This is a genomic window from Amycolatopsis sp. NPDC051102, assembly GCF_040682815.1.
Classification (GTDB): Bacteria; Actinomycetota; Actinomycetes; order Mycobacteriales; family Pseudonocardiaceae; genus Amycolatopsis.
Genome location: NZ_JBFBBT010000004.1, coordinates 194,866 through 207,142, shown reverse-complemented (window position 1 = coordinate 207,142; position 12,277 = coordinate 194,866). Strand labels below are relative to the sequence as shown.

The following is a 12,277-nucleotide window of genomic DNA, read 5'->3' as shown; positions in this document are numbered from 1 at the left end:
AGCGTGGCGGCGAAGCCGGCCGGCGGCCCGAAAACCCCGCACCACCAGGGCGCGGAGCTCTCCCGAACCCGAATGCTCAGCCGACCCAACTGGCACCACTCCCCCAGCCCCGAGCCGGAAGCTCAACCGATCAACAGGCGCCACACCCCAAGGACGTGAAGCTCCCCGGAACCGGAAACTCAACCGACCCCAGACCCCAGGACGCGAAGCTCCCCAGAATGGGAACCCCAACCGACCGCCAGACCCCACTACAGGACGCGAAGCCCCTCGGAACCGCAAAACTCAACCAACAAGCACCCCACGGGACACAAAGCGCCCCGAACCGAACCCAACCAGCCACCAGAAGCCCCCAGCTCCAGGCACGAAAAAGCCCCGCACCCACCACGGGCGCGGGGCTTCCCCGAACAATCAAGCAGTCCGCACGTTCGACGAAACCAGCGCCGCCAGCCGGTCCCCGATCGCCTGCGTGGCGCCCGGCGATGCCTGGTCCCGCGTGGCCAGGTCGAACGCGACCGATGCCTCGATCCGGCGCGCCGACTCCTTCTGGCCCAGGTGGTCCAGGAGCAACGCCACCGACAGCACCGCCGCCGTCGGGTCCGCCAGGCCCTGGCCCGCGATGTCCGGCGCCGACCCGTGGACCGGCTCGAACATGCTCGGGTTCCGGCGGGTGATGTCCAGGTTGCCGCTCGCCGCGAGGCCGATGCCGCCCGTCACCGCGGCCGCCAGGTCGGTGATGATGTCGCCGAACAGGTTGTCCGTCACGATCACGTCGAACCGGGACGGGTCCGTCACCAGGTGGATCGTCGCCGCGTCCACGTGGGAGTAGGCGACCGTCACCTCCGGGTGCTCCAGCGAGACCTCTTCGACGATCCGCGACCACAGCGAACCCGCGTACTCGAGCACGTTGGTCTTGTGCACCAGCGTCAGGTGCTTGCGCGGGCGGGCCTCGGCGCGGTTGAACGCGTCCGCGACCACGCGGCGGATGCCGAACGCCGTGTTGACGCTGACCTCCGTCGCGATCTCGTGCTCGGTGTCCTTGCGCAGCAGACCGCCCGTGCCCGCGTACGGGCCTTCGGTCCCTTCGCGCACGACGACCATGTCGACGTCGCCCGCGTCGGCCAGCGGTCCCCGGACACCCGGGTACAGCCGCGCCGGGCGCAGATTGACGTGGTGGTCCATCTCGAACCGCAGGCGCAGCAGCAGGCCGCGCTCCAGGATCCCGCTCGGCACCGAGGGGTCGCCGACCGCGCCCAGCAGGATCGCGTCGTGCTGGCGGAGCTCGCCGAGGACCGACTCCGGGAGCAGCTCACCGGTCGAGTGCCACCGCGCCGCGCCGAGGTCGTAGTTCGTGATCTCCGCCGTCGGTACTACCTCGCCGAGCACCTTCAGCGCCTCGGAGACCACCTCGGGCCCGATCCCGTCTCCTGGGATCACCGCGAGCCGCATCCACACACCTCCGTCGACCGGACCACCAGCCGCACCGATGGCCCACCGCAACAAAACGCCAGCAGCCGGAAGGTTACCGGCCGTAGACAAACCGCCGTAGCCGCACCACCCTTATGCCGCATCCTCCCGCAGGGTGAGACACCCAATCGGGTGAACAACAGAGGGGCGTCCCCGGCGGAAATCCCCCGGAGACGCCCCTGGTCCTGCGGAAATCGATCTTGCCGCGGCCTAGCGGCGACCGCCCCCGATCGGCTGACGGTCGTTCCCCGGCCGGGCGTCCTCCACCTTGACCACGTTCGCGCGGTTGCCCGCGGCGTTGTGGTGCTCGATGGCCAGCAGGCCGAGGGCGTTGTCGGCCGCGGCCGACGCCGCGTTCCGCGTGACGACCAGCGCCGTTCCCGGCTTCGCGACGTAGCCCAGCGCGGCGTCGCCGCCACCCTGCACCGCGTAGCCCGGCGCCAGCGCGTCGAACGACAGCGGCGTGCCGACGTAGTCGATCAGCCCGTTCGTCGTGCCCGGCGCGACGTAGAAGCCGCTGACGCCCACCGTGTAGGAAATGCGGTGGCTGTCGGCGTTGGCGTCGATGCCCAGCGCGGCCAGCGAAACCGGCAGGGTGAGCACGTTCGTGTCGAACACGTTGGTGTCGACGTCGCCGAGCTGGCCGTTGACCGCCTGGACGTCCACGGTCGGGAAGCCCGGGGTCAGCGCGACCGTGTTGGCCAGGAGGACGTCGGTGGACGTCGCCTTGGTCACGTAGGTCTCGAAGTCCGGCTGCCCGTCCCCGGTGGTGTCGATGTCGACGAACGGCGAGGTGTTGCTGCCGATGTTCGCCCAGTCTCCCCAGGTGGAGAGACCGAACGCGAGCAGCGCGTTCTCCGGCTCGCCCTGCGCCTTCGCCAGCGGCGCGGTGGACGCCGCGCCGATGTAGCGGAGGTCGCCGCCCTTGGCCGTCTTGTTCAGCGTGCAGTCGGTGACCACGTCCGCGTCGCACTCGGGCAGCTGCGGGGACTCCGCCTGCAGCTCGAGCACGCTGATCAGCGAGCGGTACCGCTGCGCGCCGGCGCCCTGGTCGACGCCCTTGCCGCCCAGGTTCAGCACGGCCTGGGTGGCGTCCGCGCCGAACCTGACCGACGCCGGCGTCGTGATCGCCGAGACCGGCTTGGGCGCGGCGTAGACCGCAACCCGCAGCGGCACCTTGGCCCCGCTGACCGGTGTGAAGGCGACGCGGCCGGAGGCGTCGGCGACGAACTGCCGGGCCAGGCCGGCCTGGGTGGCCGCCATGGTCGGGTCCATCACCTTGCGCAGCGCCTTCGGGTCGGCGATCCGCAGCGTGACGCGCACCTTCGCGGTCCCGCGCGGGGTCAGCTTCACCGACTGCTTGTCCACTGTGTACTCGACACCCGGCAGCGCGTTGACCGCCTGGTAGGCGACGGTGTACTCGGCGGGGGTGACGCCCTTGTTGACCAGCTTGATCGTCTTCGACAGCGTGACGGGGCCCCCGGCCTCGACCGTGCCGAAGCTGACGCTCACCGCGCCCGGGTCGTCCTGCACGTAGGCGAGCACCTGGTTGTCCAGCGCCGCCTTGGCGTCGATCCGGCCGCTGCCGACGCGCTGCGGCGCGTAGGTGTGGCCCGCGCCGTCGCCGACGTCGTGGCCGGCGGTGCCGATGACCGACGCCTTGACCTCCTCGACCGACCAGTCCGGGTGCGACTGGCGGACCAGCGCCGTGATGCCCGTGGTGTGCGGGGCGGCCATCGACGTGCCCGAGAGCACGGTCCGGCCGTTGCCGCTGCCGCGGAACGCCGAGGTGATCGTGTCACCGGGCGCGGCGAGGTCCGGCTTGACGGCCGGCCCGCGGGTACCGCGCGAGGTGAACGAGCTCGGGGTGTCGACGATCGTCTTGTCGTAGGTCTGGATCGACGCCCGGCCGGCGCCGTAGAGCCGGACCTGCAGCGTGCCCGCGGTCAGCGCCGTGCGCAGCGTCTTCGTCGCGGAGCCGGTGAACTGGAACATCGGGATCGCCGCGTTGCCCGCGATGCCCGCGCTGAAGTGCTCCGAAGTGGACGACAGCAGCGCGCCCTTCGCCCCGGCGGCCTGCGCGTTGTTCGCGCGGGCGGCCGAACCGCAGGCGCGGGTCGAGTCGTTGTCGTCCCACTCCAGCCAGACGAACTTGCCAGCGGCCTTCGCCTTGTCCTCCGCGGAGTACGGCGCGCAGCCCGCGGCGTTGGCCGCCGAAAGGGCCACGACCGGCGCGGTCACGTCCAGCGTGTCGTAGCCGGTGTAGTTCTGGCTGTACTGCCCGGTCTTCTGACCCGCGGCCGTCGCCGGCGCCTTGACCTCGGCGGCGTCGCGCAGGACGCCCGCGTCGCGCGTGCTGGCGACGGTGAGCGCCTCGGGGGTGTTGCCCGGGGACCCGGCGATGTCGTTGATGTCGCCGCCGTTGCCCGCGGAGATCACCGGCAGCACGTTGTTCGCGGCGAGCTTGCGCACGAACAGCGAGTCCGGGTCGTCCGGCGCGCCGAAGTCGGAGCCGAGGGAGAGGTTGACGATGTCGAGGTGGTCGGTGAAGTCGCCGTCGCCGTCCGGGTCGAGCGCCCAGTCCAGCGCCTGTGAGGTGACGTTCGTCGAGCCCGTGCAGCCGAACACCTTGATCGCGTAGAGCAGCGACTTCGGCGCGGTGCCCGGGCCGATCAGCATCGCGTCGACCTTCTTGGCGTCCAGCTTCTTGTAGTCGCCCTTGAAGGTCTTGCCATCGGCGGTGACACCGAAGCCGCCGATGGTGCCGGCGACGTGCGTGCCGTGCTCCCCGCAGGCCAGCGGGTTCGGGTCCGGCTTCGGGGTGGTCTTGCCGGCCGTCGCGGCGTCGTAGTCGTCGCCGACGAGGTCGGTGCCGCCGACGACCTTGGCGCTCGGGAAGAGCGGGGTCGGCTTGGTGCTGTCGACGCTCTTGTAGGCGGCCTGCGTACCGGGGCCGCCGAAGTCGGCGTGGGTGTAGTCGATGCCGTCGTCGATGACGCCGACCCGGACGCCGTCGCCGAACTTGCCGGTCTGCTGCCACGCGGCGAGCGTGTTGGTCAGCTGCTCGGCGCTGGCGTTGGTGCGGGTCTTCGGCACGACCGTGCGCACCGCGACGACGTCCGCCCGCTTCGCGACTTCGCGCAGCTTCGCGGCGTCGGCGGTGACGACCACGCCGGGAACGGCGTTGGCGGTCTGCGTGACGACCTGCGGCTGGGCGTCGGCCGCGCGCAGCTGGCCCACGACCGAGTTCACCGCGGCCGCGGTGTCGTCCTTCGCGGCACGGGCGGCGCGCTTGGCGGCCTCCTTGCCCTGGGGCTGCGCGGAGGTGAACGCATCGACGGCCGGCTTCTTCGCCAGCTCGACGAACGCGGTGACGCGGCCCTGCGCGGCCCCCAGCCGCGGCGACACCTTGCCCTGCAGCTTCGCGTCGTCGATCTTCGCCGGCGCGACGCCGTCGGCGAGCTGCGAGCCCTGTGTCTGATCAGGACTTGCGCTCGCGACCGGCGCCCCGAGCGCGGCCGCAAGAACGACGGCGAAGGCCGCCGTCGTGGCGCGCGCGGGGAGGCGGGATCTGCTCATGAGTCGGCCCCTTACCCGAGGTCTGGACCCGAACCTGCCGACCGCTCCTGAACACCCCCGACGGTGAAGCGCGGCACAGCGCCGTGCCCTCGACGGCGCGTGGTTCAACCTCGCGCAGCGAACCTAATGCCCCAAAACACCTACTTAGGTAGGCAAAGGACTCCGTTACGTGAATGTGATTGCGCACGAAGGCCCCCTGTCGGGTGACAGGGGGCCTTCGAAAGGGTTACGTCAGTTGAAATCGACCGCACGGATCGTGTGCGCCCCGACAGCGGCGCCGATCGGCTCCAGCAGGTGCGCGTCGATGTGGCGGTCGACGCGCAGCAGCATCACCGCGTCCGAGCCGTCGGTGGTCTGGCTGATCTGCGCGGCCTCGATGTTGATGCCCGCTTCGCCGAGCAGCGTCCCGACGCGGCCCATCACGCCCGGGCGGTCCGGGTACTCGACCAGCAGCACGGTGCCTTCGGCGCGCAGGTCGAAGCCGCGGCCGTTGACCTCGACCAGCTTCTCGACCTCGTCCAGGCCGGTGACCGAACCGGATACCGTCAGCGCCTGGCCGTCCGCGTGCACCGCGCGCACCGTGACCAGGCTGCGGAACTTGGGGCTCTCCGGCTCGGTCGTCAGCTCGACCTGGACGCCGAGCTTTTCCGCCAGCTGCGGCGCGTTGACGAACGTGACCTGGTCCTCGACCACGCCGGTGAACACCCCGCGCAGCGCCGCCAGCTGCAGCACGCCGGTGTCCTCGTTGGAGATCTCGCCCTTCACCTGCACGGTGACCGACGTTGGCGACGTCGGGTTGAGCGCCGTCAGCAGCTGGCCGAGCTTCTGGGTCAGCGACAGGTACGGGCGGACGTGCTCGCCGACCGCGCCGCCGCCGGAGACGTTCACCGCGTCCGGCACGAAGTCGCCGCGCAGCGCCAGCAGCACCGACTTCGCGACGTCGGTGCCCGCGCGGTCCTGCGCCTCGGCCGTCGACGCGCCCAGGTGCGGCGTCACGACGACGTTCTCCAGCTCGAACAGCGGGCTGGACGTGGTCGGCTCGGAGACGAAGACGTCGACGCCGGCGCCGCCGACGTGGCCCGAGCGCAGCGCGTCGGCCAGGTCCTGCTCGACGATCAGCCCGCCGCGGGCGGCGTTCACGATGATGACGCCCGGCTTGGTCTTCTTCAGCGCCTCGGCGTCGATGAGGCCCTTGGTCTCCGGCGTCTTCGGCAGGTGGATGGAGATCGCGTCGGCACGGGCCAGCAGCTCGTCGAGGGTGACGAGCTCGATGCCGAGCTGCGCGGCGCGCGCGGCCGAGACGTAGGGGTCGTACGCGATGAGGTGCGTGTCGAAGGCGGCGAGGCGCTGGGCGAACAGCTGGCCGATCTTGCCGAGGCCGACCACACCGATGGTCTTGCCCTGCAGCTCGACACCGGAGAAGGAGCTGCGCTTCCACTCGCCGCCGCGGAGGCTCTGGTCGGCGGCCGGCACGCGGCGCGCGACCGCCAGCAGCAGGGCAACGGCGTGCTCGGCGGCGGAGACGATGTTCGACGTCGGCGCGTTGACGACCAGGACGCCGCGCTCGGTCGCGGCGGGCACCTCGACGTTGTCGAGGCCGACACCTGCGCGGGCGACGACCTTCAGCTGCGTGGTGGCGGCGAAGACTTCGGCGTTCACCTGGGTGGCGGAGCGGACCAGGAGCGCGTCGGCGCTCTTCACCGCCTCGAGCAGCGCGGACCGGTCCGTGCCGTCGACGTGCCGGACCTCCACCTCGTCACCGAAGACACTCAGCACGGAGGGGGCGAGCTTCTCCGCGATGAGGACGACGGGCTTATTGGGCTTGCTCACGATGCGGCTCCCACTATCTGGTCACTTCCAGGACGCGATATGTGTCGACAAACGGTCATTGCACGTCGTTGTGCCCCGGTCGAGCGGGAGTTTAACGCGCTGGCCGGGCCTGTGGCTTCTTCTGGTGTTAACTTGCGCGCAATCCTTCGAAAACAAGAGCCAGCAGCCGCTGCATGCCCCCTTCGCCCGGCAGGTGGCCGCCCGCCCAGGATGCCGCGTGCAGCAAGAGAAGCAGCTCGTGCGCGGTGACGTCCTCGCGCAGTTCGCCCGCGTCCTTCGCCCGTTCCACCAGCTGGGAACCGAGGTCACGCATCGCGTGGCACGACTCGTACAAACGGGATGATTCGTCGTTCAGTGCGTCGGCGGTGAGCTCGACCAGGCCGCGGAAGGTGCCGGTGGCGTCGCCGAGCCCGGCGAGCCACGTCTGCAGGGCGTTCAGCGGCTCGGGGTGGGTGAGCAGCTCGCGGGCCCGCTCGGCCTGCGCGTCGAACCGGGCGCGCAGGAGCGTCTCGAGCAGCGCGTCCCGGGTCGGGAAATGCCGGTACAGCGTGCCGATGCCGACGCCGGCGCGGCGCGCGATCTCTTCCAGGGACGCCTCGACGCCGTGCTCGGCGAAGGCGTGCTGGGCCTCCTCGAGGAGGCGCTCGTAGTTGCGGCGGGCGTCCGCACGCATCGGTTTGACGTCGGTCATCGCGCTCCCGAGCGTACCGGGTAGCCAATCGGAGGTCGCCTCCGTATATTAACCGGAGGCAGCCTCAGCTTACTGGAGGGAACTCGAGGATGACCCTGATCGAAGACACCCGGACCCGGCTCGGCGCCATCGGCGCGTGGTTGCCGAGTGCACCGCTGCAACCGCCCCCGGACGTCGAACGCGCGGCGACACGACGGCTCGCGGAAGCCGGCTACCGCTCGGTCTGGAGCGGCGAGGGACCCGGCACCCGGGAAGTGTTCGCCCACTTCGGCGATCTGCTCGCGTCCGTGCCGGACGTCGTGCTCGGCACCGGCATCGCGAACCTGTGGGCCCGGCGCGGAGCGACCGCGCAGAAAGGCGGCGCGACGCTCGCCCACGCCCATCCGGGCCGGTTCGTGCTCGGCATCGGTGCCGGGCACGCGTTCCAGGCCACGAAACTCGGCGAGGAGTACCGCCCGATCGACCGGATGCGCGCCTATCTGTCCGATATGGACGCAGCGGAAGCCGAAAACCTTTCGCCGGTGGCATTTCCGCGCGTGCTGGCCGCCGTCGGGCCGAAGATGCTGGCCCTCTCCCGCGACCACGCGGACGGGGCCCACCCGTTCGCCCAGCCGGTCTCGCACACGCCGTACGCCCGGGAAATCCTCGGGCCGGACAAGCTGCTGATCCCGCAGCAGACCGTCCTCCTCGGCAGCCGCGAGGACGCCCGCGGGAGCATCCGGCGCCGGGTGGCGCAATCGCGGGAATACTCCGTCACCGTTTACCTCGCGGGCTGGAAGCGGCTCGGCTACACCGAAGCCGACATCGCCGGGCCGAGCGACCGGTTCGTCGACGACCTCGTGCTCTGGGGCGACGCCGCAACCATCGCGAAACGCCTCGCCGAGGTGCTCGACGCGGGCGCGGACCACGTCCTGCTGACACCGTCCGCCCCCACCTTCGAGTCCGCTGTGGACACTTTGGCCGAGCTGGCTCCGGAGGTCGTCCGATGAGCGTCGGGATCTGGCGGTTCTTCGACGGCGCCCCGATCGGCGAGCTCCGCGAAACGGCCGCCGAGGTGGAGGAACTCGGCTTCGACGCGCTCTGGTTCGGCGAATACGCCGGCCGGGACGCGTTCACGCAGGCGGCGCTGATCCTCGCGGCGACGTCCCGGCTCACCGTGGCCACCGGGATCGCCCGGTTCGACCGCCGCGCGCCGATCACGGCGGAAGCGGCGACGCGCGCGCTCGGCGAGGCCTACCCGGGCCGGTTCGTCGTCGGCCTCGGCGGCCACTTCCCGGGCGCCCGGCCGATTTCGGCGATGCGGGAGTACCTCGCCGGGATGGACGACGCCGACCTGCCGGCCCTGCCGCCGCCGTCGCCGCGGCCCCGGCGGCTGCTCGCCGCCCTCGGTCCCCGCGCACTCGGCTTGGCGGCCGAACGCGCGGACGGCGCGCACCCGTACTTCGTCCCGCCCGAACACACGGCGGCCGCGCGGGAACGGCTCGGCCCGGGCAAGTACCTGGCGGTCGAGCAGGCGGTGATCCTGGACGCCGCACCGGAGGCCGCCCGCGCCGCGGCCCGGGAGCACGTGGGCCTGTACGTCCGGCAGGCCCCGCACCACCAGGCGAACCTGCGCCGCCTCGGCTTCACCGACGCCGACCTCGCCGACGGCGGCAGCGACCGCCTGGTCGACGCCGTCGTCGCCACGGGCGAACAGGCGGCCGCGGCCCGCATCCAGGCCCACCTCGACGCAGGCGCCGACCACGTCTGCGTCCAGGTCCTGGCCCGCACCGCGAAGTCCTACCGCCTCCTGGCCGACCTCCTCCCGTGATTGAGGGGTCGGCTCGCGTGATCAGGAAGCCGACTCGCGTGATTGAAGCGACGACACGGCGACGAGCCCCAGCTTCGCCGTGTCGGCCTTCCCATCACGCGAGTCGACCCCTCAATCACGCGTGATGACCCTTCCTTCACGCGGGGGTAGGGTGGCGGGGCGCGGTCCGGGCCGCGCCCCGTCCGCGGAAAGGGCCGAGCCCACCCCTGCTTCACCCCACCACCAGCTCCGCACCTTCTTTCCTGCCCGGTGCCGGCGGACCACGGGCGACGAGGGAAGGAGGCACCATGGGCACGCTGCCCGCGAAACCCAGCCTGGACCAGCTGCGCAAGCGCGCGAAGGACCTCGCGCGCGCCGAAGGCGTCAAACTCGCCGAAGCGCAGTTCCGCATCGCGCGGGACCACGGGTTCCCGAGCTGGCCGAAGCTGCAGGCGTACGTCCGGCGCGTCACCGAGCACGGGGAAACCCTGCAGCACCCGTACCACCAGGACGTCGAGTACTACGCCGGACGCGCGCTCGGGCTGCTCGCCTCGGCCGAGGACGACACGCCCGGCGCGAAAGAGCCGTTCGCCCGATGGAACCAGCCGCTCACCCGAGACGGCGCCCGCGCGGTCGTCGCCCGGGAACACGGTTTCGGTTCCTGGAAAGCACTCCGCGAGCACGTCAAGTCTCTTGTGGACAGTGGTGAGCCGTTCGCCCGCGCCTACCGGGCGATCGAAGCCCGGGATCTCCAACAGCTCGAGACGCTGCTCGGCGAGTTCCCCGGACTCGTCGACGCCCGCGGCACCAACGGCAACGACCTGCTCGGCATGGCCGGCGCGACGTGCGACGAGCGGCTCAGCCGCATCCTCCTCGACCACGGCGCCGATCCGGCCCGCGGCAACGTCCACGGCTGGACGCCCCTGCACCAGGCCGCCTACAGCAACCTGCCGCTCCTGCTCGACCTGCTCCTGCGGCACGGCGCGCCCGTCGACGTCTCGGCCCGGGGCGACGGCGGCACTCCCCTGGTCGTCGCCCTGTTCTGGGGTCATCGCGAAGCCGCGGAGAAGCTGGCGGAACACAGCCGGGCGCCAGGCAACCTGCGCGTCGCGGCCGGGCTCGGCGACGTCGACGCGATCGCGGAACTCCTGACCTCGGGCGACCCCGGCGCGCATCGCGGCTTCTACCGCCCCCACAGCGGTTTCCCGCGCTGGCAGCCGACCGACGACCCCGCCGAAGTCAAGAACGAAGCCCTGTCCTGGGCCGCGCGCAACGACCGCACCGAAGCCCTGCGCGCCCTCGGCGCACGCGGAGCCGATGTGAACGCCGACGTCTACCGCGGCACCGCGCTGACGTGGGCGGCCGCGCAGGGCAAGCTCGCCGCCGTCCGGACGCTCCTCGACCTCGGCGCCGACGTGAATCATCGCGGCACCTTCGGCGGCCCGAACCACGGCGAAGGCGTCACAGCCCTGCACCTGGCCGCCCAGTCCGGGCACCTCGACGTCATCCGCACTCTCGTCGAGAACGGCGCCGACCTCGGCGCACGGGACGCGATCTACGGCAGTACGCCGGAGAAGTGGGCGGAGGTGGGCGAGCAGCCGGCCGCTCAGGACCTGCTTCGGTAGACAACCGGAGTCAGCAGTCCGTATCGTTGGAGACGGCCTGCTGACTCCGTTTTGCCTCTGGGAGGAACCATGACCACACCCCGCGACGTCTTCGCCGCGCTGTCCGACGGCATCAGCGAAGGAAGATGGGACGAGCTGTCCGCGCTCTACGCCGAAGACGCCGTCGTCGAACACCCCCAGGCCGTGCCGCGGCCGGGCCGCATCACCGGCCGCGCGACCATCCACGAACGGTTCACCAGCGCTCTCGCCGGCACCCTGCGTCTCAAGCGCAAGAACGTCGTCGTGCACGAGACGACGGACCCCGAAGTGATCGTCGCGGAATACGACTACGACGCCGAATCTGTGACGACCGGGCGCACCATCCCGACGGCCAACATCCAGGTGCTGCGCGTCCGCGACGGCCTGATCGTCCATTCCCGCGACTACCACGACTACCTGCGGCTCGCCGTGATCCGCGACGGCGTCGGCCAGCTGGCCGAGGCGTACGCGCAGGCGCCGCCGCGGGAGTTGTCGCCGATCGGCGAGCGGACATCGAGCGACCCGAAGAGCCGGCGCGGGGTGTTCGAGCGGCTCGTCTACGGCGTGTGCGACAAGGCCGGACCGCACCTGGCGGAGCTGTACGCCGAGCCGACCCACGTCACGCACCCGTTCCAGCCGGGTTCGGCCGTCGTGCGCACGCGCGAGGAGCTGCGGGCGCATTTCGAGCAGGCCGCGGCCATGGGGGTCGACTTCGAGATCGCCGACCTCGTCACCTACGAGGGCACGGACCCGGAGATGCTGATCGCCGAGTTCGCCTACCAGGGCAGCTACGGCGGCCACCCGGTCCGGATCGCGAACATCTTCGCCATGCGGATCTGCGACGGCCTGGTCGTCGAATCCCGCGACTACGGCGACCACCTCGGCATCGCCGGCGACCTCGGCCGGATCCCCGAGCTGGCCGCGAAGCTCTAAGCCTCCGCGGCGAGGTCCTCGGGCAGGTCGAACTCGCCGTCGCGGACGCCCTTGACGAACGCGTCCCACTCCCCCGGCGTGAAGACAAGGATCACGCCGTCCGGCTTCGCCGACTGCCGCATCGCGGTGTAGGTGACACCGTCGGTGTGCTCGATGAACGCGTACTCGACGCAGTCGTCGAGGGTGACGCCTTCGGGCTCGGCCCGGATCCACTCGGCCTTCGTGAAGTCGAGGTGGTGCCGGATGTGCGCCTTGTCGTCGACCGGCTGATCACTCATGTCACCAGCGTAGCGACCCGGGCACCGAACGCACCGAAGGGGACGCCCGGCACCGGGCGTCCCCTTCGGG

At 71.3% G+C, this 12,277-nt stretch carries 9 protein-coding genes; 4 read left to right on the top strand and 5 right to left on the bottom strand.

Going from position 1 to position 12,277, the window contains the following annotated elements:
- Positions 1 to 408 precede the first annotated feature (408 nt).
- The 4 genes from AB0M93_RS15370 to AB0M93_RS15355 form a co-directional block, all read right to left on the bottom strand.
- Positions 409 to 1,446, bottom strand: a complete 1,038-nt coding sequence (locus tag AB0M93_RS15370) for a 3-isopropylmalate dehydrogenase (protein ID WP_364273411.1) — start codon at positions 1,444 to 1,446, stop codon at positions 409 to 411.
- A 228-nt stretch (positions 1,447 to 1,674) separates the two neighbouring features.
- The gene (locus tag AB0M93_RS15365) at positions 1,675 to 5,043 is read right to left on the bottom strand and encodes a S8 family serine peptidase (RefSeq protein WP_364273408.1); all 3,369 of its coding nucleotides are present in this window, start codon (positions 5,041 to 5,043) and stop codon (positions 1,675 to 1,677) included.
- A gap of 231 nt (positions 5,044 to 5,274) precedes the next feature.
- On the bottom strand, positions 5,275 to 6,873 hold the full coding sequence (gene serA / locus AB0M93_RS15360; RefSeq protein ID WP_364273405.1) for a phosphoglycerate dehydrogenase: 1,599 nt from the start codon (positions 6,871 to 6,873) through the stop codon (positions 5,275 to 5,277).
- 127 nt (positions 6,874 to 7,000) lie between these two features.
- Positions 7,001 to 7,564: a helix-turn-helix domain-containing protein gene (locus AB0M93_RS15355; protein WP_364273402.1), complete on the bottom strand. Its 564-nt coding sequence runs from the start codon at positions 7,562 to 7,564 to the stop codon at positions 7,001 to 7,003.
- Positions 7,565 to 7,653: 89 nt separating this feature from the next.
- Here AB0M93_RS15355 and AB0M93_RS15350 point away from each other — a divergent pair, with 89 nt between their 5' ends.
- The 4 genes from AB0M93_RS15350 (at position 7,654) to AB0M93_RS15335 (ending at position 11,929) form a co-directional block, all read left to right on the top strand.
- Positions 7,654 to 8,553 (top strand): TIGR03620 family F420-dependent LLM class oxidoreductase, encoded by a 900-nt coding sequence (locus tag AB0M93_RS15350; RefSeq protein ID WP_364273399.1) that lies wholly within the window; start codon positions 7,654 to 7,656, stop codon positions 8,551 to 8,553.
- Entirely contained in the window at positions 8,550 to 9,374 is an 825-nt protein-coding gene (locus AB0M93_RS15345) for a TIGR03620 family F420-dependent LLM class oxidoreductase (RefSeq protein WP_364273397.1), read from the top strand. Before AB0M93_RS15350 ends, AB0M93_RS15345 begins: the two co-directional genes overlap by 4 nt.
- Positions 9,375 to 9,661: 287 nt before the next feature.
- The gene (locus AB0M93_RS15340) at positions 9,662 to 10,978 is read left to right on the top strand and encodes an ankyrin repeat domain-containing protein (RefSeq protein ID WP_364273395.1); all 1,317 of its coding nucleotides are present in this window, start codon (positions 9,662 to 9,664) and stop codon (positions 10,976 to 10,978) included.
- Between the two features lie 69 nt (positions 10,979 to 11,047).
- Positions 11,048 to 11,929, top strand: coding sequence for a nuclear transport factor 2 family protein (locus AB0M93_RS15335; RefSeq protein ID WP_364273392.1), 882 nt, complete (start codon positions 11,048 to 11,050; stop codon positions 11,927 to 11,929).
- On the opposite strand, the gene AB0M93_RS15330 is transcribed toward AB0M93_RS15335, so the two are convergent.
- On the bottom strand, positions 11,926 to 12,207 hold the full coding sequence (locus tag AB0M93_RS15330) for a DUF397 domain-containing protein (RefSeq protein ID WP_013223584.1): 282 nt from the start codon (positions 12,205 to 12,207) through the stop codon (positions 11,926 to 11,928). The genes AB0M93_RS15335 and AB0M93_RS15330 overlap by 4 nt on opposite strands.
- Between the last annotated feature and the right edge of the window lie 70 nt (positions 12,208 to 12,277).

What these genes read in the sequence shown, in the direction of transcription:
- AB0M93_RS15355 (WP_364273402.1), bottom strand. Translation starts at nt 7,564, where the DNA reads ATGACCGACGTCAAACCGATGCGTGCGGACGCCCGCCGCAACTACGAG.
- AB0M93_RS15350 (WP_364273399.1), top strand. Translation starts at nt 7,654, where the DNA reads ATGACCCTGATCGAAGACACCCGGACCCGGCTCGGCGCCATCGGCGCG.
- AB0M93_RS15365 (WP_364273408.1), bottom strand. Translation starts at nt 5,043, where the DNA reads ATGAGCAGATCCCGCCTCCCCGCGCGCGCCACGACGGCGGCCTTCGCC.
- AB0M93_RS15330 (WP_013223584.1), bottom strand. Translation starts at nt 12,207, where the DNA reads ATGAGTGATCAGCCGGTCGACGACAAGGCGCACATCCGGCACCACCTC.
- AB0M93_RS15335 (WP_364273392.1), top strand. Translation starts at nt 11,048, where the DNA reads ATGACCACACCCCGCGACGTCTTCGCCGCGCTGTCCGACGGCATCAGC.
- AB0M93_RS15345 (WP_364273397.1), top strand. Translation starts at nt 8,550, where the DNA reads ATGAGCGTCGGGATCTGGCGGTTCTTCGACGGCGCCCCGATCGGCGAG.
- AB0M93_RS15340 (WP_364273395.1), top strand. Translation starts at nt 9,662, where the DNA reads ATGGGCACGCTGCCCGCGAAACCCAGCCTGGACCAGCTGCGCAAGCGC.
- AB0M93_RS15370 (WP_364273411.1), bottom strand. Translation starts at nt 1,446, where the DNA reads ATGCGGCTCGCGGTGATCCCAGGAGACGGGATCGGGCCCGAGGTGGTC.